This is a genomic window from Shewanella sediminis HAW-EB3, assembly GCF_000018025.1.
Lineage (GTDB): Bacteria > Pseudomonadota > Gammaproteobacteria > Enterobacterales > Shewanellaceae > Shewanella > Shewanella sediminis.
In genome coordinates this window covers 1,191,279-1,214,748 of record NC_009831.1, presented here as the reverse complement: position 1 = coordinate 1,214,748, position 23,470 = coordinate 1,191,279, and the positions used below count along the sequence as shown (strand labels likewise).

General features: G+C 47.3%; 17 protein-coding genes. 9 read left to right on the top strand and 8 right to left on the bottom strand.

Annotation, left to right across the window (positions count from 1 at the left end):
* Positions 1 to 110: 110 nt before the first annotated feature.
* From SSED_RS05245 to SSED_RS05230, 4 genes are all read left to right on the top strand, one after another.
* Positions 111 to 1,601 carry a carboxypeptidase M32 gene (locus SSED_RS05245; RefSeq protein ID WP_012141367.1) on the top strand — a complete coding sequence of 497 codons (1,491 nt, stop codon included), beginning with the start codon at positions 111 to 113 and terminating at the stop codon, positions 1,599 to 1,601.
* Between the two features lie 106 nt (positions 1,602 to 1,707).
* Positions 1,708 to 2,193 (top strand): GNAT family N-acetyltransferase, encoded by a 486-nt coding sequence (locus SSED_RS05240; protein ID WP_012141366.1) that lies wholly within the window; start codon positions 1,708 to 1,710, stop codon positions 2,191 to 2,193.
* Between the two features lie 119 nt (positions 2,194 to 2,312).
* Positions 2,313 to 2,570, top strand: a complete 258-nt coding sequence (locus tag SSED_RS05235) for a DUF2960 domain-containing protein (RefSeq protein WP_012141365.1) — start codon at positions 2,313 to 2,315, stop codon at positions 2,568 to 2,570.
* A 102-nt stretch (positions 2,571 to 2,672) separates the two neighbouring features.
* Complete coding sequence (locus tag SSED_RS05230) at positions 2,673 to 3,182, top strand: RDD family protein (protein WP_086022463.1); 510 nt, start codon at positions 2,673 to 2,675, stop codon at positions 3,180 to 3,182.
* A 142-nt stretch (positions 3,183 to 3,324) separates the two neighbouring features.
* Here SSED_RS05230 and lptG read toward each other — a convergent pair whose 3' ends face one another.
* Together lptG and lptF are read right to left on the bottom strand one after the other, a co-directional pair.
* Entirely contained in the window at positions 3,325 to 4,383 is a 1,059-nt protein-coding gene (gene lptG, locus SSED_RS05225; protein ID WP_012141363.1) for an LPS export ABC transporter permease LptG, read from the bottom strand.
* Positions 4,380 to 5,492, bottom strand: coding sequence for an LPS export ABC transporter permease LptF (gene lptF, locus SSED_RS05220; protein ID WP_012141362.1), 1,113 nt, complete (start codon positions 5,490 to 5,492; stop codon positions 4,380 to 4,382). The genes lptG and lptF overlap by 4 nt, the downstream gene beginning before the upstream one ends.
* Positions 5,493 to 5,712: 220 nt before the next feature.
* On the opposite strand from lptF, the gene pepA reads away from it, so the two are divergent.
* Positions 5,713 to 7,221, top strand: a complete 1,509-nt coding sequence (pepA, locus tag SSED_RS05215) for a leucyl aminopeptidase (protein WP_012141361.1) — start codon at positions 5,713 to 5,715, stop codon at positions 7,219 to 7,221.
* Between the two features lie 248 nt (positions 7,222 to 7,469).
* Here pepA and SSED_RS05210 read toward each other — a convergent pair whose 3' ends face one another.
* The 3 genes from SSED_RS05210 to rsgA all read right to left on the bottom strand — a co-directional run bounded on the left by SSED_RS05210 (position 7,470) and on the right by rsgA (position 11,612).
* On the bottom strand, positions 7,470 to 7,922 hold the full coding sequence (locus SSED_RS05210) for a DCC1-like thiol-disulfide oxidoreductase family protein (protein ID WP_012141360.1): 453 nt from the start codon (positions 7,920 to 7,922) through the stop codon (positions 7,470 to 7,472).
* Between the two features lie 121 nt (positions 7,923 to 8,043).
* Complete coding sequence (locus tag SSED_RS05205; RefSeq protein WP_012141359.1) at positions 8,044 to 9,924, bottom strand: methyl-accepting chemotaxis protein; 1,881 nt, start codon at positions 9,922 to 9,924, stop codon at positions 8,044 to 8,046.
* A gap of 497 nt (positions 9,925 to 10,421) precedes the next feature.
* Entirely contained in the window at positions 10,422 to 11,612 is a 1,191-nt protein-coding gene (gene rsgA / locus SSED_RS05200; RefSeq protein WP_012141358.1) for a ribosome small subunit-dependent GTPase A, read from the bottom strand.
* Between the two features lie 417 nt (positions 11,613 to 12,029).
* Here rsgA and SSED_RS05195 point away from each other — a divergent pair, with 417 nt between their 5' ends.
* From SSED_RS05195 to SSED_RS05180, 4 genes are all read left to right on the top strand, one after another.
* Complete coding sequence (locus tag SSED_RS05195; RefSeq protein ID WP_041421551.1) at positions 12,030 to 12,287, top strand: hypothetical protein; 258 nt, start codon at positions 12,030 to 12,032, stop codon at positions 12,285 to 12,287.
* 611 nt (positions 12,288 to 12,898) lie between these two features.
* Positions 12,899 to 14,137: an ABC transporter substrate-binding protein gene (locus tag SSED_RS05190; RefSeq protein WP_150104309.1), complete on the top strand. Its 1,239-nt coding sequence runs from the start codon at positions 12,899 to 12,901 to the stop codon at positions 14,135 to 14,137.
* A gap of 344 nt (positions 14,138 to 14,481) precedes the next feature.
* Positions 14,482 to 14,952: a DNA polymerase III subunit chi gene (locus SSED_RS05185; protein WP_012141356.1), complete on the top strand. Its 471-nt coding sequence runs from the start codon at positions 14,482 to 14,484 to the stop codon at positions 14,950 to 14,952.
* 15 nt (positions 14,953 to 14,967) lie between these two features.
* Positions 14,968 to 17,883: a valine--tRNA ligase gene (locus SSED_RS05180; RefSeq protein ID WP_012141355.1), complete on the top strand. Its 2,916-nt coding sequence runs from the start codon at positions 14,968 to 14,970 to the stop codon at positions 17,881 to 17,883.
* Between the two features lie 410 nt (positions 17,884 to 18,293).
* Here SSED_RS05180 and SSED_RS05170 read toward each other — a convergent pair whose 3' ends face one another.
* From SSED_RS05170 to amrS, 3 genes are all read right to left on the bottom strand, one after another.
* The gene (locus tag SSED_RS05170) at positions 18,294 to 20,015 is read right to left on the bottom strand and encodes a methyl-accepting chemotaxis protein (protein WP_012141354.1); all 1,722 of its coding nucleotides are present in this window, start codon (positions 20,013 to 20,015) and stop codon (positions 18,294 to 18,296) included.
* Between the two features lie 367 nt (positions 20,016 to 20,382).
* A complete protein-coding gene (locus tag SSED_RS05165) occupies positions 20,383 to 22,104 on the bottom strand; it encodes a methyl-accepting chemotaxis protein (protein WP_012141353.1) in 1,722 nt (573 codons plus the stop codon).
* A 219-nt stretch (positions 22,105 to 22,323) separates the two neighbouring features.
* Positions 22,324 to 23,415, bottom strand: a complete 1,092-nt coding sequence (gene amrS, locus SSED_RS05160; RefSeq protein ID WP_041421979.1) for an AmmeMemoRadiSam system radical SAM enzyme — start codon at positions 23,413 to 23,415, stop codon at positions 22,324 to 22,326.
* Between the last annotated feature and the right edge of the window lie 55 nt (positions 23,416 to 23,470).

Genomic DNA, 23,470 nt, shown 5'->3' with positions numbered 1-23,470 from the left:
TCCGCTTTCCCCCCTATTCAACACTCCCCCTGCCAACTGCAATGCCGAAGGTTGGCTGTTACATTAAAAGTCAGTACCATAACCTGCAAATGACCCCATATTGAGTTGATATGACCCAGCCCAACCTAAGCCCCCATTACGACAGGCTCACAAAACATTTTCAGACAATCTCTCATTTCGAACACCTGAGTGCTCTGGGTGACTGGGATCAGGCGACGATGATGCCAGTCGGCGGAGGCGCCGCCCGCGGCGCTGCGATGGCTGAGTTAGCCAAACATATTCACGAGCTAAAAACAGCCCCTTTCCTTGCCGACACACTACAACTTGCTCAAGATGAGATGCTAACTCGCGAGCAAGCTGCGAACCTGAAAGAGATGAATTATCAATTTTTTCAGGCCAACGTGATCCCCGCATCACTGGTTAAGGCTAAGACTGAGCTCGCCTACCGATGTGAACATGCCTGGCGTGATCAGCGCAAGAATAATGACTGGCAGGGGTTCAGACCTAATCTCGAAGCCTTGATGGCACTCGTTAAAGAGGAGGCGAATATCCGTTCACAGGCACAAGGCTTATCACCTTATGATGCCCTACTGAACAAATTTGAACCAGGCATGACGACCGAGCGTCTCGAATCGGTATTTGGTCACCTTAAAACCTGGCTGCCCTCGCTTATTCAGCGAGTTCAGCATGAACAGGCCAAAGAGCACAGGTTTAATATCGAATCCTGCGGCAGTCAGGCTCAGGAGACACTGGGACGAGAGGTGATGGACTTTCTCGGATTTGATTTTACTCAGGGTCGATTAGATGTCAGTAGCCATCCCTTTTGTGGTGGGGTGCCCGGTGATGTTCGCCTGACGACCCGCTACGATGAGTCCGATTTCACCAGCGCCTTAATGGGGGTTATCCATGAGACGGGCCATGCCAGATATGAGCAGGGGTTACCGGTTAACTGGCGAGGACAGCCTGCCGGCCATGCTCGCTCGATGGCTATCCATGAGAGCCAGAGTCTGTTCTGTGAAATGCAACTGGGACGCGGCAGCGGATTCCTCTCCCATTTACAACCCAAAATAGCCAAACACTTAGGTAGCCAACTTTCAACGGAGCAACTGACCAATATCTACACCCGGGTTAATCCTGGTCTTATCAGGGTCGATGCCGATGAGATCACCTACCCTTGTCATGTCCTACTCAGATTCGAAGCCGAGAAAGGCTTAATCGATGGCAGTCTCAGTGTCGCCGATCTGCCAGAATTCTGGGCCCAGCAGATGAGTTCGTTATTAGGCGTTAACACCCAGGGCAACTTTAAAGATGGTTGCATGCAAGATATACACTGGGCCGTGGGCGAACTTGGATACTTCCCCAGTTACACCTTAGGCGCTATGTATGCGGCTCAATTTCGTTTTGCCATGGAGGCGAGCTTAGGCTCGGTGGACACCTTGGTTGCCCAGGGAAATATCGCTCAAATATTTGAGTGGCTGGAACAGAAAATTTGGTCACAGGGAAGCCTGTTAAATACAGACGAACTGGTCAAACAGGCCACAGGCGAAACTCTGAACCCCGATTATTTCAAACGACACCTGGAGCAAAGGTATCTGAAATAAGGTCTTTGAAGTAAGGAACCTGAAGTAAGGCCTCTGAAATAAAGCAAAGGCACCTCAAATAACGTATTATACCGCCATCACAACAGCTGGCGATTTAGGGGATGAGATGCGACTTCGAAGTATAACTTCTGCGGATTGGAATGAGATATTACTGATCCAAGAAGAGTGCTACCCGCAAATTGAACCCGAATCGCTAGAAGTATTGCAGAGTAAATGGCTGGTTTCACCGCAAACTTGCTTCGTTATGGAGTCTGATAGGCAGGTCGTTGGATATTGCCTCGCCCACCCTTGGGTTGCCGACTCTCCACCTTCACTTGAACAAGTTCTGGTGGCTGCGACAGAGCCCGATACCCTGTATCTGCATGACATAGCCCTGTCATCGAAAGTGCAGGGACAAGGGGCGGGGAAACTGGCCTTTCAGGCCTTAGTCCAGCACGCCAAAAACCTTGCCCTACCCTGTATCTCTTTGGTGGCAGTGCAAGGTGCGGATAGTTACTGGCGCAGACGGGGCTTTATCGCTCAGCCCATAGAGAAGAGCCTAGAGAGCTACACTCCTGATGCCTGCTATATGGTGCTGGCACTAAGCTCTTAAGATTAAGCTCAAGTTTAATCGATACAATACTCGCATTAGATAGCTCATTTAATATAATGGTTTTTAGAGCACTTATTTTAAATGGCTAATTTTATACAACTTATTTTAGAGAACATATTATGGCTCGTAGAATCACCTACAAATTTAAGAAACAAGCGAAAGAGATTAACTTCGCCTATGACAAATTCAATAATATTCATGAGGCTGTCGCGGCAGCGGAAGGGATAGATCTAACCAACTATCATATGATGGAACAGCAGGTGATGATGACCTCTAAAGGAAAGTCGGCGGTAAGAGACTTTAGAGATAACGAGTTTGCCAAAATGGGCTTTAGCGATATCTACTACATCAAAGATGATCCGAAAGAAAATTCATAACCTGTCGTTTTAGCTAGTCATTTTATCCAGTCAAATTAGTGGCTGGATAAATAGCCTTGAATCTCAATTGAAGTTAAGAGAATATCAATGAAAGAAAGCTCAATGCCCAATAGCGAACATGCTAATTTCCCTCGTGCGAGTTTCTTCCGTCGTTTCGGCGCCATCGTCTACGATCTACTGCTCGCCGTTGCCGTTTACATGATAGCCGGAGCCATCGGCTTCGGAGTGTTTACCGCCCTCACCTCGGCAGGTCTGATTGAGATGGGAGGTTTTGAACATGTTTCAGACCTACTCAATGGTACACCTCTTTATAAAGGCATCTATCAATTCTGGATAGCACTGTGCGTAGGCTTGTTCTACATCGCCTTTTGGAGTCATGGTGGCCAAACTCTAGGCATGCGCGCCTGGAGACTTAAGGTTCAACATCCTAACGGCCAGAGCCTGAGCGTTATCACCGCCTCAGCCAGGCTGGTATGGTCTCTGCTAGGCATAGGAAATCTGTGGATCCTGATCAACGGAGATAAGCTAGCTCTTCAGGATATGATGACTCGCTCAGAAGTGGTCGTACTGTCGAAGGAAGCCAACCAGATGCGAAACTGGCATGGGGTTTAAAAGAAGCCGCGTGCTCAAGACAAAGCTAAGAAAGTATCGAGTTGCGAGTTAAGAAAGAGCGAAGAGAGTCCCAAGCATGCAGGGGCTCGTAGCTCGTAGCTCGTAGCTCGTTACTAGCCCCTCGTACCTCGCAGCTCGACACTTACTTCCTGATAAAGTAGACGGCTCCAGCACTGAATATCACTGCCGGCATTCCGGCGCCGATAAATGCCGGTACGCCGTATACTAAGGTTAGCGGGCCAAAGATTTCACTGCTGATATAGAAGCTGAATCCGGCGATGACCCCTAACAGCACTCTCGCTCCCATGGTCACGGTTCTTAGCGGACCAAACACGAAAGAGAGCGCGACTAACATCATCACTCCCACGGTCACTGGCTGCAGTAGCTTGCGCCACAGTGCCAATTCGTATCGGGCAGAATCCTGATTATTAACCTTGAGGTAATCCAGGTAGCCCATCAGTCCTTGAATTGAGAGCGATTCAGGCTTAACCGAAACGACACTCAGTTTATCCGGAGTCAGGGTCGACTCCCAACGGTAGAGCGTTAAATCCGTGAGTGTCACCTTATCTTCTGTCAGATCGGTCTGCCTCACGTCCATTAAGCGCCAATGGTCATTAGAATAGACACCATGTTCGGCATGAATGGTACGCACTAAAGAGAGCGTCTCATCAAACTCATACAAGGTGATATTACCCAGATGATTGATATCTTCGACTTCACCGATATTCACAAACAGATCGCCATCTTTGGCCCAGATCCCACGACTTGATTTAATCAGGCTACCGCCGGAGAGTTTGGTCGCCTGTAATTCATTGGCTTTTTGCTCCGCAACCGGGGCCCCCCATTCACCTAACGCCATAATCAACAGCATCAGAGGTATGGCGGTTTTCATCGCCGATAGGGTAATCTGCCAACGAGACAAGCCCGAAGACTGCATCACAACCAACTCAGAGTTGGATGCCAGCATCCCCATGCCAATCAGGGCACCTAGCAGCACACCCAGAGGGAAAAACATCTCCAAGTCTCTGGGAATAAGGAACAAGACATAAATACCGGCATCGAGCATGGTGTAACTACCACGCCCGACTAAACGTAGCTGATCTACCCATTTAATGATGCCTGAAAGCCCGGTAAGAATAAGCAAACATAGAGCAGAGGAACTGACTATTGTTCTGGCAATATAGAGATCTAAAATCCTCACGCAGCCACCTTCTTACGCTTAAACATACCCGATAGTTTCGCCCCCGAGGGCCGCTCCTTGCCCAAGAGCAATATCCCCAGGAACAGGGCCGAGGCATGTATCCACCACATGCCGAGGTAGGCAGGCACCACACCATCTTCTAAGGCTTTTCGTCCGGCTATCATCAAGCCGAAATAGCCAAGGTAGAGTAAGATGGCCGGGAACATCTTGGCAAATTTACCCTGACGAACATTAACCCGCGCCATAGGTACGGCAATCAGTGTCATTAAGGGGATAGCCAGCGGTATCGCTAATCGCCAATGAAATTCGGCCGTGGCCTCCGGGCCATCTAAGGCCATCAGATCTTTGATGGGCAGTGCAGAAAGCTTGCGTCGACGCTCGTCAACTTCTTGCTCCTTAATCTGCATCTGGTAGCCACCAAACTCAACGACCTGGAAATCGACCTTCTTAGGCGTCCCCTGATACTGCACACCATCATTGAGTTGTAAGCGTTGTCCACCGGAGCCGTCTTCGACAACACTGCCACCTTTAGCCATGACAATATTACTCTGCCCCGACTCATCTTCGGGGTCGGGAAGTTGAGCAACGAAGACTTTATCGAGTTGATTATCTCTGTCGATTCGCTCGACAAACAATACGGCTCTGCCGTTAGGGCTGGTCTGGAAACGCCCCTGGGTGATTGCCGCAAGCCCGGCTTCAGACTGAGCCGACTCCAGCACCTGATTCTGTTTCTCTTCGGCCCAAGGCGTCACAAAAACGGACAGGTAACCGGTGAAGAGCATATTTATCACGGCCAGCAAGAGAGTGACTCGTGTGATATACCATTCACTCACACCGACACCGTGTAATACCACCATCTCACTTTCGGCGTACATACGCCCATGAGCCAATAATATTCCTAAGAATAAGCTTAAAGGTAAGACTAAGACCGCAAGATAGGGAAGGTTGAGTCCCAACAGGGTCATGACCAGAGAGGCTGGAAATTCACCGTCTGAAGCGTTTGCGAGCACTCGAACAAAGTGTTGGCTAATAAAAATAGCCAGAAGCACGAAAAGCACCGCAATTTGTGCCTTAAAAACTTCTCTTATCAGATATCTAAATACAATCACAGGCTGGATCCGGTCTCTAAACTTATAATTATGCTGGTGTCACTCAAACTTTCATGTAGACTGTCTACTTTTGGTAGTTTTGTGACCAGCCATGAACTAAAAATGGCGAAAAAACACCTAAAAAACAGACTTTGGTGTACCAATTTTAGGCCCGTTTTGGGCGCAAGCAGACATTATCTAATAAATATTAAAATTTGTCTTTAAGAATCTAGGAGAGCTCATGGAGTTTAGCGTTAAGAGCGGTAGTCCGGAAAAACAACGTTCGGCCTGTATTGTGGTTGGCGTGTATGAACCTAGACGTCTGTCTGGTATTGCTGAGCAGCTTGATAAAATAAGTGAAGGCTATATCAGTAACTTACTTCGTCGTGGCGATTTAGAAGGAAAACCTGGACAGATGCTACTTTTGCATCATGTGCCAAACGTACTAAGTGAGCGAGTATTACTTGTCGGCTGCGGAAAAGAGCGAGAGTTAGATGAGCGCCAATATAAGCAGATCATCACTAAAACGATTAAGACTCTGAACGAAACTGGCTCAATGGAAGCCGTTTGTTTTCTGACCGAGTTGCACGTTAAAGGCCGTGACACCTATTGGAAAGTGCGTGAAGCAGTAGAAACGACTCAAAACAGTCTCTACAGTTTCGATGCCCTTAAGAGTGCCAAAGGTGAGACTCGTCGTCCACTGCGTAAACTGGTATTTAACGTACCGACGCGTCGCGAACTGACCGTGGGTGAACGCGCCATCGAGCATGGTATGGCAGTCTCTGCCGGTATGCGTCTTTGTCGTGATGTGGCTAACATGCCGCCAAACATCTGTAACCCGGCTTATCTCGCTTCTCAGGCTCGTCAAATGGGTGAGAACAGTGAAGAGCTTACCGTGACTACGGTTGGCGAAGAGCAGATGGCTAAACTCGGTATGAACTCATACCTGGCTGTGGGCCGTGGCAGTGATAACGAATCGATTATGACAGTCATGGAGTACAAGGGTGCCGTCGACAACACCGAGAAGCCAATAGTCTTGGTCGGTAAGGGTCTAACCTTCGACTCGGGTGGTATTTCGCTTAAGCCTGGCGAAGGCATGGACGAAATGAAATATGATATGGGTGGCGCTGCCGGTGTTATCGGTGCGATGAAAGCCCTGTGTGATATGAAACTACCGATCAATGTAGTGGCTATTCTTGCCGGCTGTGAAAACATGCCATCGAGCAACGCATACCGCCCAGGTGATATCCTCACGACTATGTCGGGTCAGACTGTCGAAGTGTTAAATACCGATGCCGAAGGTCGCTTAGTCTTATGTGACGTATTAACTTATGTTGAGCGTTTCGATCCTGAATTAGTGGTCGATACCGCAACCTTAACCGGTGCTTGTGTTATCGCACTGGGTAAGCACGCATCGGGTCTGTTCTCCGGGCATAACCCACTTGCACACGAGCTGTTAAATGCCGGTGAGCAAAGTGGTGACCGCGCATGGCGCTTGCCAATTTGGGATGAGTACCAAGAGCATTTAGAGAGCCCATTTGCCGATATGACTAACCTTGGCGGTCGTCCCGCTGGTGCTATCACGGCGGCTTGCTTCCTGTCTCGCTTCACTAAAAAGTACAACTGGGCACATATCGATGTGGCCGGTACGGCTTGGAACAGTGGTGCTAATAAAGGTTCTACCGGACGTCCGGTACCTTTGTTAACTCAGTTCCTGATCAACCGAGCGGGTGTTGAGCAAGGCGATTAAACAGTTGCAGAGCCCGGCTCCGATATTCGGTTAAACCAGGCGCTAAACAGACTATCAGTTTAACTCAATTAAAAAAGGTGAAGCGGAAACGCTTCACCTTTTTTGTTTGCCTACTTCTCCCACAAAGCATCAAGCCCTAGGGCTTGTCCATAACTTAATTCGAAAAAGTTGCCGTCAGAGACTCAGATACCAAAGCAATAACCGGCGGAGGAATAGTCCTCACGAACGCCCCAAACCCAAATATCCTCTTATAAGCGTCCTTCACGCTTGAGCCGTTTGTACACGGACTTGTGGTACCAAGCAGACAGCACGGGACGCACGAGACTCAGCCCCATCAACCAGGCTAAGGGTTTCAACACTGGTACCTTTTGCATTAACAGGATATACGCATCCAGCTCGGATAATACTCTTGGCTCGCCCGGTAAGCCTAAACCAGAGCCAACCTCAGCGGACGCTATTTCCCTACTCTTATTCGACTTTTCCAAGCTCTCATCTGAGCCAACAATCACATGTAACTCAGTTAACGCCTTGTGTGGATCGATCCCCCAACTCTTTAGTTGCTCATCCTTGCCGGTGATATCGAACCAGCTCACGCCTTCTGCCCGGCCTCCTGCCAGGCGCAGATAGTTATCCCGGTCCTTGATACAGCGGGGACAGGCACCATCATAAAGCACACAAATTTTAGTCGGAATCCTCTTCATAATTAAATTCTAGATGAAACCAGACTATTTGCCTCATGTCATAGCATGTAGTAAAAAGCCGTGGTCACCAAGGATCACGGCCACATCTATGCGTAACATTAACGGATATTTAAGGCTACCTTCAAAGCTTAAATTGGCTCACAATACCATTTAGGGTATTCGCCATTCCGCCCAGCTGTTGTGCGAGTTCCGTAGTGCTATCGGCGTGCTTATTGGTTTCTTTTGCCGAATCATTGATCTCCAGAACACTCTGGTTAATCTCCGCTGCCACCTGAGTCTGCTGCTCTGATGCCGTGGCGATCTGGTCATTCATATTTAGAATGACAGAAACAGAAGTCGTTATTTGTGTCAGGGATAGGTTTGCTTCCTCCGTCTTTTTCGAAGTCAGTCGAGCAAGCTTGGCATTACTCCCCATCCGCTCTACCGCTTTCTTAGCCTCTGTTTGCAGCTTTTCAATCATCACAGATATCTCATTGGCGCTCTCTTGCGTACGGCTTGCAAGACTTCGAACTTCATCTGCCACAACCGCAAAACCTCGACCTTGCTCACCGGCTCGTGCCGCTTCAATTGCAGCATTTAACGCCAAAAGATTAGTCTGGTCGGCAATGCCTTTAATCACATCGAGAATACTACCAATATTGACAGTTTCGGCCTCAACATTTTCGATGACATGGGTGACATCGTTCATCTCGTTGACCAGTGAACGGATATTGGCATTCATATCCTCTACCACCTTCATTCCAACCTCGGAATGCTCGTTAGTGCCCTGGGCCGACTCTGCCGCTTGCAGTGCACTTCGTGCCACTTCATCGACTGTGGAGGTCATTTCGTTCATCGCCGCCGAAGTCTGCTCGAGCTGCACTGTTTGTGCCTTTGATCCATCACTCATAGTCTCTGCTGACGATGATAGGGAGACAGAGGAGCGATTTAGTTCACCTGTCGTTTCATTGATATTGGTGACAATGACCCTAAGATTCTGTGCCATGGAGATCACATTGCCATAAATACCTTCCTTCAACCCGGAAGAGGTTAAATCCATACTCAAATCACCCTCTGCCACTTGCTTAACAATGTTTGAAATCTCCAGTGGTTCACCGCCAATAGGCTTGTAGATAAGACGAATAACCATCTGGTAAATAACGATCATGAGTGCAGCCAGAGAGATGAAAATCAAGATTAGCGCGTCATATAGATTATTCATGCTGGCAGCTTCAATAACATTAACCGCTTCATAGCTAGCCACAGTCCAATTACGAACCTTCAACTTATTACTTGTAACGAAGTAATCGCCCAAACCTTGAGCTGTGTATGTCATCGACTTGTTTGATTCTGATATCACCCTGTATTGTGGGCGTATTTCAAATATGTTCTTACCAATATTATCTTTATCCTCACTCGATAAAATATAGCCATCGCTGCGGTAGACGAACATCTGGTTGTTACTGGTAAGAGAGGCGGCGAAATCACTGAATAACTTAACCGGGATGTTGATCAACACGACTCCGGAAGTTCGCCCTTGGTGCATAATAGGCACTGAAAGGCCAAACACTTCGACGTTCTTAGTGACATCCACAAAAGACCTTGAAACTACGTAATGCTCACCTTCAAAGATTTTCAAGAACCACTCACGCTTAGCCGTGATCGCATTGAAATTAGCCACAACCTTGCCATCACTAATCAGGGTGCCATCTTTCAAGCCCAAATAGATACCGGCCTCCCCTTTTACCGTTCTGGCAATCTGCTCAACGGTGATATTTGCTCGTTCAAGATCGAGCTCACCATTGTCGTCGAAAAAGAATGCGGCGGAATCGATCACATCGAAAAAGCGCATTAACTTTTCATCTAATGCCTGAGCCACCAACTTAGATTGCGTTTCAACCTTTGCCTGGTAACTAGCCTGGCTGAACTCTGCAAAATTTTGATAAGCAACAATCGATACAAGAAGTACCATAAAAAATGATAACGAAGTGAACAGCCCCGTTATTTTATGTTTCAGTAGCATAGTTTTCTCAGCCTATATTTCGAACAAGCAATCAAAGTTTTTACCTAACAATTACAGGTTAGATAAGAAAAATTCATTTTTATTACATGTTAAGATACAAGCGAATTTCGTATCGAGCAAAGCAATTGGACCAGACTTTTGAAGCACTCAGCAACAGGGAAAACATGTGCAAACTCTGTCCACTTATGGAAATAATTCCAAAGAGATAAGTACGTCAGAGAACGGAGGAATAAAGAGAACTGAGATAAAGAGGGACTGAGAGCATGAACTATAGATACTACAAAAAAACCAAACAAAGAGAAACGATATGTCCCAATAAACGAGTATAAATGTGGCGGTAACCTTCAACCATTAGGCCGTTAATTGACATCCTTGTCATCACTCATTCGAGCATCCATGCCTCATGCTATAAACCCGGAAACACCAACTTCCCCAGTCCCGCGACAACTTGAATGAAGAACGCTGTAAGCATTACCTAGTCTTGTTAACTCCCCTGATCACTCGCCGCGTTTATTGGCTCTCGAGCTATCTTGTATGCGTTTGTATAGCTTACTCTGACTACGTCCCTGGGCACGCTTCTCGGCGATACTGGCACCATTGAGGGCCTGTTCGCGCAGCAGTTTTTGATAACTCACGAGGCGGCGCTCACTCAAGCAGCCCGATAAGATAGCCGCTTGAACCGCACAGCCCGGCTCCTCTTGATGCTGGCAATCACCAAAGCGGCACCGCTCGGCTAAGCTAACCAGCTCAGAGAAGGTGTCATTCACTCCATCTTCGCAATCTGCCAACTGTAGCTCGCGCATCCCCGGCGTATCTAGCAATAGACCACCACTTGGCATCAGATGCAGGGAGCGTCCCGTGGTTGTGTGTCGCCCCTTACTGTCATCAGTCCGAACGCCTGAAGTGCTCTGCTCACTCTGACCCAGTAAACTGTTAACCAGAGTCGACTTACCGACACCGGATGAGCCTATCAGCGCCACCGTTTTACCATTGCTGCAGTAACTCTCGAGCGCCTGCACGCTGTCACTATCGAGACCATTAACGGTTTCGATGAGTAAGTTGCTGTCCAGCGCCCTGAGCCGCTCGGTATAAGCACTAATATCATCGCAGAGATCTCGCTTGGTCAGCACGACTACAGGTGTGACTTTAGCGTCATTGACCAGCGCCAGATATCGCTCGATACGGTTGATATTAAAGTCGTGATTGAGCGATGAGACGATAAATACCCAGTCCAGATTCGATGCGATCAGTTGCCTTTCAGACCGACTCCCCGCCGCCTTACGACTAAAGAGCGAATCACGTTCAAAAAGGTGTAAAAAGCGCTCTTGCTCATCGAGCAGTAACCAGTCTCCCACAGTCATAGGCGGGAGATCGCTTTTGATGGCTAAGTTGGTTTCACCCTGCTCAGTCAACAAGCCGTACTGGCCACGATGATGGGCAGAGACTCGCGCCGCTCTTCCACCTTGAAATTCCAGACTCGCTAACTGACGCTGAAATGTCGCACGCCAACCCAGCCGTGACAGGCTTAAGTCGCTTACATGCTCGACAGTAGGATCACTGTCAGCGATTTCTCTACCAACAGTTTCTCTACCAACAGAGTGCTCGACGACCGAATTAGGATTAGCTTGCTGTGTAGTAATGGTTTTTTTAGTGGAGCGGATAGAGGCGAAACGATTTGATTTTGTCATATTGACCCCAGCGCAAAGCGCCTGAATATTTTGATTCTGGGATTCTTGATAATACTTATAAGACCCCGGTAAAAGTGAACTTCACTACCGGGCAGGTGCAGGTTTAACTTAAGTGGAAACCCTTCTTGTCAAATTAAGAGTGGTAACTTAAGCAAAGTTAACTTGCAGTGTTTGCCCGGTAAAGGGAAACGACAATCATCAAATACTCCTTGGCTTGCTGTTGGTTTAGATTTAATCAAAATATTGTTTGGTTACTATTTCGGCTGACAGTTCAACCAATGACTAATTTACCAGTAAGCTAGCTGGCTTACCAGCGGCTTGTCTCACACTTAAAGAGGACTAATGAAATTATATTGATATAAACTTGCCCCAAGATAAGACATAATATGTCAACAAACTCTGAATTAAGGATAATAGATGAGATTCGTCGCTTTTTTCGTTCAATCATTATTGTGGTTATCCATTGCATGTTCACCAACGCTCATCGGCGCTTTTATCGGGGTCATGATTAGCCTGCAATCGGGAGAGGTGTACTCTCAATACGTACCATTATGGGCAGCAGTTGGCTTTCTTATCGGCGCTTACTGGGCAGAACACGTCAGGAAAACCATAGGTTTATCTCACTTTTTTGGCCGACTCCTTGGTGCAAGGGATACCCAAAAAAAGACAAAGTGATAGGACTCCCCTGCTACCCTGTTTACCCTGTGCATAGGCAGTATAGATTTGCCCTCAATGTGAGTTAGCTTCGAATAAAGCTGAATTACATTTTCTATGCAGGTTATTGCTATTTACTGATGTGTTTGAAAGCCTTGCCTTCATTACTCTATCGCTTGCACAGGGCTTATGTGTAAGTCATCTCTCGGTATGCTGGCTATTGATTTCAAAAGAGTCATCCTTCAGCGCTATGCGATTTTAAACAACGTCCGTGTTTAGATGCCTGCTCGGTAAAGTATCTCCATATACAAATACCAGTTCAGCCTCCATTCTTCTCGTTCATAAGCTTATGGCTTTGCAATATTCCCCCGACCTCTCGCTCAGTGAGTTTCACTATGTGAAACTTCGCCCTGAAATCGAAGCCCTCTCTCTCACTTACACCGAGTAATTTATCTCTTCGATTACCTAAACTCTCGGTATCTATAACCACAATGGTCGTTGCTTCACAGAAATTTTACGGGCTCGCGGTTAAAATCGTTGCAAATATGTTGCACTAAGCAACTGAATTGGTTGTCAGTGAGTAAGCTAAGCTGTTCAACAGACTAACTTATTAAGTTTTTTGAAGGATTATTTTGTACAAACTCACAAAAATTCTGCTATCGATCGGATGTATATTTTGTTTACTTCCAACAATAGGGGCTGCAAAAGAATCATTAAAGATTACGCTAATGGTTTCTAGTGCCGACCAGAGAAGCACTTTTTTTAATAAGATTAAAGAGTTTGAGAAGGAACATCCAGAAATTGAGGTTACGCGTAAAGAGATAGGACAAGAAGCTTATAAAGCAGCAATTGAAGGATGGCTTCATTCCAAAAAATTCCACAGCGATGTCTTGTTTTGGTTTGCGGGAGCCAAACTCGATGAGTTTGTGTCAAAAGAATGGGTAGAGCCGATTGACGACATATGGAAAAAACAAAATTGGGATGAAGAATTTTCTAAAACTTTCAAAACCGCAGTTACCACTCATGATAAAACCTATGGTCTCCCGATATCTTATTATCAATGGGGATTCTATTATCGGAAGTCGATTTTTAGACAGCATAATCTCCGGCCTCCTCAGAATTGGAAAGAGTTTATTCAAGTAGGAGAAAGCCTGAAAGCGAATAATATCGCTCCTATTGCGTTAGGTACTAAGGACCCTTGGGCTGCCGCAGGTTGGTTTGATTATTTGAACCTCCGCATCAATGGTTTAGCCTTCCACCAAAGCTTAATGAAAGGCAAAGTATCTTATACCGACCCTCGCATAAAAGAGGTATTTCGATATTGGAAAGAATTGCTGGACCATCAATTTTTCCTGGAGCCTCACAACAAGCTCGATTGGCGAAGTACCCTACCATATATTTATCGGGGTAAAGCCGGAATGTTACTGATGGGCAACTTCCTTGTACCTCAGCTTCCTAAAAGTATAAGAGACGACATTGGTTTTTTTCGCTTTCCTCAGATCAAGTCAGACCTTCCATACTATGAGGAAGCTCCTATGGATATTCTTATCATTCCGCATAATGCAAGAAATAAGAAAACAGCTAAACAATTTCTGGCCTTTATGGGGAGGGCCGATATTCAATGCGCGATGAATAATCAAATGGGAATGATTTCTCCCAATCAAGCAGCTGAAAAAGGGAAGAACCAACTCATACAGGCGGGATACAAAATTCTTGAAGAGGCAGCTGGAATTACCCATTTTTATGATAGGGATACGCCTTCAGATATGTCTGCTCCGGGTATGGAAGCGATGATTCAATTCTTAAATCAACCGATGAGTACTGAGGAAATACTGGAAAAATTGGATAAGGTAAGAAAACAAGTATTCTAGTAACGGCTATCGATAAAGAGTGTTGAGGTAAAAGGCAAATCCTACACTCTTTTACGCTCATTACCTGTTTGTGAGTGCGTTGCCTTTGCGAAGTTTCTCGTAGGCCTACCGCTATTTACATAGTTCTATAATCTCAATCCATATCTACATAACAGTGAACCGTTAATTTTAGAGTTACACTATTTCTGTCTAGAGTAGTGTTGAGCAAAAAAAGTTAAAATCAAAGCTAAACGCCACAATAAACCTTGATGACAAAAATGGAAGTCGGAGAACAGAAAAAGTGGCTGATCACTAGCCGCATCTAGTGTAAAATCTCCTCTTTCGTCCGCTGAATAAGCCTAACTATGACACAGACCCTATTTTATCTTATGCCAACTGAGCCTCGAAGCTCGGGAACGGCATTAGAGCAGATGTATCATCTGGCTTGTGAACTGGCTCAGCAGGCATTTATGCAGCAGCAACTGGTTTATCTTCACTGCCAGGATAGAGAGCAGGCCTATGCCATCGATGAACTTTTATGGCAGTTTGAACCGCGCTCTTTCGTTCCCCATAATTTGAAAGGGGAAGGACCCACCACCGGTGCTCCGGTTGAAATCGGCTTCGATAAGCTGGGTCCCAATAAAAATCGTCATCTTCTGATTAATCTTGCAGACCAAGTCCCCTCATTTGCGGTAAACTTTGGTCAGATTATCGATTTCGTTGCCAACGATACCAGCCATAAAGCGATCGCCCGCGATCGATATCGGCAGTATCGGAGCCTGGGAGTTACATTGAACACCCAGGATTTAGCAAAACAACCACTTAATTTAGTTTGAGAAGCATACGCTCCCATGGAAAAAACATACAATCCGCAGTCTATTGAACAGTCTCTCTACCAAAGCTGGGAAGAGAAAGGTTACTTCAAGCCACATGGCGATGAGTCGCAGGGCAACTATTGCATCATGATCCCGCCACCAAATGTGACGGGAAGTCTGCATATGGGCCATGCCTTCCAAGATACCATTATGGATACCTTGACTCGTTATCAGCGTATGAAGGGCAAAAACACCCTTTGGCAGGTCGGTACCGACCATGCGGGTATCGCGACTCAAATGTTGGTTGAGCGTAAAGTCGCCGCCGAAGAGGGGTTGAATCGTCACGATTTAGGCCGTGAGAAGTTCATCGACCGTATCTGGGATTGGAAGAACGAGTCCGGCGGCACTATCACTAAGCAACTACGTCGCCTTGGCGCATCGGTTGATTGGGATCGTGAACGTTTCACCATGGACGAAGGTATGTCTGAAGCGGTACAGGAAGTATTTGTACGCTTGTACGAAGATGACCTTATCTATCGTGGCAAGCGCCTGGTTAACTGGGACCCTGCCCTGCACACCGCTATCTCAGATCTCGAAGTTGAGAACAAAGAGAAGCAAGGTAGCATGTGGCATTTTCGCTACCCACTTGCCGACGGCGCGTTAACTGCCGACGGTAAAGACTACTTAGAAGTGGCGACCACGCGTCCTGAAACCATGTTGGGTGACAGCGCCGTTGCGGTTCATCCCGATGATGAGCGTTATGCGTCACTGATCGGCAAGTTCATCCTGCTGCCAGTCGTTAACCGTCTTATCCCAATTGTTGCCGACGATTATGTCGACATGGAGTTCGGTACCGGCTGTGTGAAGATCACCCCGGCCCACGACTTTAACGATTATGAAGTCGGTAAGCGCCATGAATTGCCAATGTATAATATCTTAACCTTCGATGCGGCGATTCGTTCATCTGCAGAAGTGGTTAACACAGATGGCACGGCTAACAATGAATTAGATAACAGCCTGCCTGAGCGCTATGCCGGTCTCGACCGCTTCGAGGCTCGTAAAGTCATTGTTGCCGAATTCGAGACGCTTGGCTTGCTGGGTAAGATCGACCCACACGGACTGAAAGTCCCTTATGGCGATCGCTCTGGCGTGGTTATCGAGCCACTGCTTACCGACCAATGGTATGTCTCGGTTGCACCTATGGCTAAAACAGCGATGGAAGCCGTTGATAATGGTGACATCAAGTTTGTGCCACAGCAGTATGAGAACATGTACAACTCTTGGATGCGTGATATTAACGACTGGTGTATCTCACGTCAGCTTTGGTGGGGACATCGTATCCCGGCTTGGTATGACGAAGCGGGTAAAGTCTATGTTGGACGTGATGAAAGCGAGGTTCGCGCTAAGCATAAGCTTGACGATTCAGTGGTACTTCGCCAGGACAACGATGTGCTCGATACCTGGTTCAGCTCTGCGTTGTGGACCTTCTCTACACTGGGCTGGCCAAAGAACACCGAAGAGCTTAAAGCCTTCCACCCAACCGATGTGTTGGTGACAGGTTTTGACATCATCTTCTTCTGGGTTGCCCGCATGATCATGATGACCATGCACTTCATCAAAGATGAAAACGGCAAGCCACAGGTACCATTCAAGACGGTTTATGTTACGGGTCTTATCCGTGATGAAGCCGGTAACAAGATGTCTAAGTCTAAGGGTAACGTACTCGACCCACTGGACATGATTGACGGTATCGATCTTGAGTCACTGGTCACTAAGCGCACCGGCAACATGATGCAGCCTAAGCTTGCAGCAAAAATAGAGAAGAGCACACGTAAAGAATTTAGTGAAGGCATCGAAGCCCACGGTACCGATGCGCTACGCTTCACCCTAGCGTCTATGGCATCAACCGGCCGTGATATCAACTGGGATATGAAGCGTCTCGATGGTTACCGCAGCTTCTGTAACAAGATCTGGAACGCATCACGCTACGTGTTGATGAATACCGAAGTTCAAGTTGAAGATGCCGCTGACGATGCAATTGGCGAAGCACTAGATTGCGGTCAAATCTTAGTTGACGGCAAGCCGGGTGAAATGGAGCTATCTCTTGCAGATCGCTGGATCATCGGTCTGTTCAATGAAACCGTTAAAGCCTACGACGAGCATATGGAGAACTACCGCTTCGACCTAGCGGCTAATACCATCTATGAGTTTACCTGGAACCAGTTCTGTGACTGGTACCTGGAGCTGACTAAGCCAGTGATGCAAAGTGGCACAGAGGCTCAGCTTCGCGGTACACGTCATACGCTTGTGACAGTACTCGAGAAGATGCAGCGTCTGATGCACCCGATGATGCCTTACCTGACAGAGACTATCTGGAAGCGTGTACAGCCACTCGCTGGCGTCGAAGGTGATACTCTTATGTTGGCTGAGTTCCCGCAATATCAAGCGGACAAGGTTGATGACGCAGCGATGGAAGATCTTGAGTGGGTTAAGCAGGTGATCACTGCGGTACGTAACATTCGCGCCGAGCTGAACATTGCACCATCTAAGCCACTTAACGCCCTTCTTCGCGGCGTGAGCGAGCAGGACAAGGCACGCCTCGAGGCGAACCAGACCTTCTTCAAGACGTTGGCTAAGCTTGAGTCTATGACAGTTCTTGCCGACGGTGAAACAGCCCCAATGTCTACCACTCAGTTGATTGGTGATATGGAGCTGCTTATCCCTATGGCAGGCCTAATCGATGTGGCTAAAGAGGTCGCTCGTATCGACAAGCTACTCGAGAAAGCGGCCGGTGAGTTTAAGCGTATCGAAGGTAAGCTCTCTAACCAAGGCTTCGTGGCAAAAGCACCTGCTGCCGTGATTGAGAAAGAGCGTGCTAAGCAAGCCGAGTACCAGCGCGATATTGAGAAGTTAACCGAGCAGAAAGCGGAACTGGCTAAGCTGGAAGGTTAAAAGAAGCGATAAGTGTTGAGCTGTAAGCTTTAAGTTCAAGACAGAGCAAAGAGAGGCGGCCATCAGGCTGCCTTTTTTATTGCCCGTGTTCCGTCATTCCGGCATCTTGTTGGCCGGAACCCACGCTTTTACCGGGAACAGATAAGCTAATAAGTTAAACCAAAAACAACAGCTGAATTCTGAAACATTCGCGGCTAAAGCCGCTCCTACATAAAGAATGTCGACTGTTATAGTCGAGTGGCTCGTAGCCTTTAAGAATTCGCGGCTAAAGCCGCTCCTACATAAAGAATGTCGCAGCCCGTGCCTCGTTCCCCGTTCCCCGTTCCCCGTGCCTCGAACCTCGCACCAATACAAGAAAAGGGCTGTCATCCCGACAGCCCTTTTTGCATTCTCAATTTCATCAAATAACACTACACCCGATACTGCGCGATCTCCTGCTGCATAGACTCAGCCAGATTAGCTAACTCCTGGGTAGCCACATTGCTCTGCTCGGCCCCTGCTGCCGTCTGATCTGAGATATCACTGATATTGATGATGTTCTTATTTATCTCTTCGGTAACCGAGCTCTGCTCTTCGGAAGCGGTTGCGATCTGTGCATTCAGGGCGTTGATCTGTTCGATACTGGCCATAATTTTCTGCAGTGCATCACCGGCTTGCTGTGACTTATCTACACTCAATTTCGCCTGCTCGGTTCCACGTTCCATCATCACCATAGAGTCATGAGCACCTTGCTGTAGTCGCTGGATCATCTTCTGGATCTCTTCCGTGGAGTCCTGAGTACGCTTAGCTAAATTACGAACCTCATCGGCCACGACCGCAAAGCCTCGCCCCTGCTCACCGGCGCGAGCAGCCTCGATGGCAGCATTGAGTGCTAACAGGTTAGTCTGTTCAGAGATCCCTTGAATAACATCGACCACAGAGCCAATTTCATCTGAGTGTTGCGACAGTAGCTTCATCGCCTCGGTCGCACTGTCCATCTCTTGTGAGAGGGTTTCTATGACCTTGATGCTCTCATCGACAACACTCTGACCATTACAGGCAGCAGTATTCGCTTCTTCCGACGTCGTTGCAGCGGCAGCTGCACTCTGAGCCACCTCACGTACCGTCGCCGTAAATTGATGAATAGCCGTTGCGATCAGCTGAGTCTGCTGTTGTTGATCGATCACATTTCGTTGGGTCTGAGTCGAAACCACAGAGTTTTGTTCGGCAGAACTCGCCAACCTGGATGTCGAATCATGGGTATTTAGCACCGCACTTTGAAATCTGGAAGTAATATGATTCACGAACTCTGCAATATGTGAAAACTCATCATCTCCACCCAGTTTGATACGCTTGGTCAGATCGCCATTAGTGATATCGACCGCAGTATTTTCAAGTTGCGTCACTGACTGGTTAACTCGTCTGACAATCATAATAGAACAGATACTGATAATCAGGGTACTGATGCAGGAAAGCATAGCGACTAACAGAATGAAGGAAGCCATATTCTCCTGAGACTGTTCAAAACTCTCTTCCCCTTCGGCGATCTGAAGATCCAAAAATGACTGCGCTTCTGTGGTGATATTCTTAAATAGAGGGTTAATTTGAGTCAGTAATACGTGATTCGACTCCTCATACTCTCCCCTTCTTAACGCATCGAGTGCGGGCTCAAATCCTGAAATGGTGACCTTATCCAGCAGCTCAGTTAATCGATTAATTTGCTCACGTTCCTCAGCTTCCAGAGGAGAGCTTAAAATCTCATTATCAACGATATGATGCAGCAGCTTGATAGAGGCTTGGGTATCCTTGATATGCTTTTCCAGCGGATGATTATGCATCTCTGAAAATTTGCCACTCGGGTCGTGTTGAAATGCCAGCAAAAGTCCACTGCGTGCACTTGCGAGCTCATTGAGCACCTTACCAGCCCTTATACTGTGCTGCATGCCCTGGCTGTAGAGATTCTCGATAGAGTCTCCCGCATCCTGCATGCCGGTGATCCCCTTATACCCCAAAAGTATAAAAGAGATAACCGTAAGAAATACAATTAACTTGAGTTGAAACCTAACTGACCTTATCTGCTGCATAAGGCCAGACCCCGATGTGATGGAGCTTTGAGCACTTCCATTCCCTGATTGAGCGATTAAAGCAGACATAATGATTCCCTATTAATATCTAAGACAGATCAGCTAAATATGGGCATTTTTAATAATTTTAGATATACAAATATAGGTATCAGCTTAGTACATTACCTACAATTAAGTAGCTTAAAGTAAAAGGAATGTAAAAAGAGTTGAGCCCTATCACATCATAAGAATGAGTGTCTCTTAACGCACAATAATAAGATTGAGACAGTGGTATTACTGGGGGCGGCACATCGAGTCAACCTCCAAGGCTTCGCGGCTAAAGCCGCTCCTACATAAAGAATATCGCAGCCCGTGCCTTGTAGCCCGTAGCAAGAATAAAAAAAGGGCTGTCATCTCGACAGCCCTTCTTTCGTTCTAAATTGTAGCTCAAATAACGCTACACCCTGTAGTGGGCGATCTCCTGCTGCATCGACTCGGCCAGGTTAGCTAACTCCTGAGTGGCCACATTACTCTGCTCGGCCCCTGCTGCGGTCTGATCCGAAATATCGCTGATATTGATGATGTTTTGGTTTATCTCTTCGGTAACCGAGCTCTGCTGTTCGGAAGCGGTCGCTATCTGAGCATTCAAAGCATTGATCTGCTCGATACTGGCCATGATCTGCTGCAGCGCATCACCGGCTTGCTGGGATTTATCGACACTCAACTTCGCCTGCTCGGTTCCACGTTCCATCATCACCATAGAATCACGGGCACCTTGCTGTAGTCGCTGGATCATCTTCTGGATCTCTTCCGTAGAGTCCTGAGTTCGCTTAGCCAAATTTCGTACTTCATCGGCCACGACGGCAAAACCTCGTCCCTGCTCTCCGGCGCGAGCGGCCTCGATGGCAGCATTGAGAGCTAACAGGTTCGTCTGCTCTGAGATCCCCTGAATAACATCGACCACTGAGCCAATTTCATCCGAATGTTGTGATAATAGCTTCATCGCTTCGGTGGCACTGTCCATCTCTTTAGAGAGGGTTTCTATGACCGAAATGCTCTCATCGACAACACTCTGACCATTAGTCGCGGCGCCATTAGCCTCTTCCGACGTCGTCGCTGCTGCGGCGGCGCTCTGAGCCACCTCACGTACCGTCGCCGTAAATTGGTGAATAGCCGTTGCGATCAATTGGGTCTGCTGCTGCTGATCGACCACGTTACGTTGGGTCTGGGTCGATACCACTGAATTTTCTTCGGCCGAACTCGCCAAGCGGGATGTCGAATCATGGGTATTTTGCACCGCATGCTGAAACCTGTAGGCAATTTGATTCACATAATCTGCAATATGTGAAAACTCATCGTCTCCACCCAGCTCTATGCGTTTAGTCAGATCGCCGTTAGCGATGTCGACCGCCGTACCTTCCAGTACGACAACCGCCTTACTAACCCTACGGATCAGCAAGGTTGATGAAATAGTAATGATTAAAATACTTATAGTAGAGAAGAGTATGACCATTGGAATAAAGGTGGCAACACTCGATTGGGACTCATCAAACTTGATCTTGGCTTTATCTAATTCTAACGTCAGGAAAGCCTCCGTCTCGGCAGTGATCTCTTTAAACAGAGGATTAATCTGAGTCAGTAAAATTCGATTGGAACCCAGATAATCCCCCTGCCTCAGTGCATCTAAAGCCGGATTGAAACCCGATGTTGTCACTTTATCAAGAAGTCGCTCCAGCTGCTTTATCTTGGCCAGCTCATCTCCTGCCAGTGGTGATTCTAAGATCTCATTATCGATGATCTGATGAAGGCTTCGGATAGAGCTCTCAGTATCGGCAATATGTTTATCGACTTCATGGTTGTGCATTTCGGAAAATGGGTTAGTTGGATCATGCTGAAATGCCAGCAGCAATCCACTACGGGCACTGCCTAACTCCTCAAGAACCTTAGTCGCCTGAATGCTCTGCTGCATCTCTTGGTTATACAGACTCTCTATCGATGAGCCTGCCTGCTGCATTGCCGTCACGCCTTGGTAGCCAAGAAACAGAAATGAGATGATCGTGAGGAATGCTATTAACTTTTGCTGGAACCGGACCGATTTAATTTTATCCATCAATCCGTTCGTTTGGTTATTGGAGTGTTGAACCCGAACATTCCCTGTGAGGTGATCTACCGCAGACATAATGACTCCCGTTATCTCTTTAAATATCTCTGTTTGGATATTCAAGCGCTTTGATTTTTGTTGGTACTAGTACGCACTGGTCTTAACAGTACGAATATAGCGACCAGCATAAAGTAATACCTCCTGTTGGGTAGTCATTAGTTAGGGAAGGGTTAAAATAAGTGACGAGGGTCACACCTAAAAAAACAAATATTCAACATGACTCACAGAGCATCATGCTCAACCAATGGAAATCGGGATCCTGTTACGACCAAAGTGACCCGGAGCACCGGAGAAACGTCCCGGCAGTTGAGTCCCGCAATAGGTACATTTACCCTCTGCGTTAAGGTGGTACTCTCCGAGCTCATACCAATCTCTGTTTATCACCTGCTTCTTGCAACCCGGACAGTAGGTACTGCCACCTGCGACATCGAACACATTACCGGTATAAACATGATTGAGCCCCTGTTGAAGGGCGATATCCCTAGCTCGTAATAGGGTCGAAGCTGGGGTTTTTGGCTTATCCAGCATATGAAAATCCGGGTGAAAGGCACTAAAATGCAGGGGGACATCCGCCCCCAGGTTGTCATGAACCCATCTGCACTGCTGCTCCAGCTCTTTGGAGCTATCGTTTTCTCCGGGGATCAGCAAGGTGGTGATTTCGAACCAGACCTGTGTTTCATGACGAAGATAAAGCAAGGTATCGAGTACGTCACTGAGGTGACCTGAGCAGATTTTATGATAGAACTGCTCGGTAAATCCCTTAAGATCGATATTGGCGGCATCCATATATTTGAAAAATTCGACCCGAGGTTCAGGGTTAATATAACCCGCGGTGACGGCAACGGTTTTAATCTGATGCTCTCGGCAGGCCTTTGCGACATCGACGGCATACTCGAGAAATATCACCGGGTCATTATAGGTAAACGCGATACTCTTACACCCCATTCGCGCGGCCGTTCGCGCCAGAGCCTCCGGGCTCGCACTCGCGCTGAGGGTATCGAACTCACGGGATTTACTGATATCCCAGTTTTGGCAAAACTTACAGCAGAGGTTGCAGCCGGCTGTACCGAATGAGAGCACTGAACTTCCGGGATAAAAGTGATTCAGGGGCTTTTTCTCTATAGGATCGATACAGAAACCGCTGGAGCGTCCATAGGTGGTCAGCTTAATCATGCCATCGAGATTCTGTCGTACGAAACAGACTCCCCGTTTACCATCGCGCAGCTGACACTCTCGCGGACAGAGATCGCACTGGATACGCCCATCGTCTAATTTATGCCAGTACTTGGTGGGAACAATGTTGCTATTGCTATTGCTATTGATATTCATGACATTGGTTTCGGCACTCACCGCAGACCTCCTGCATCACCTATACTTAAAGCCT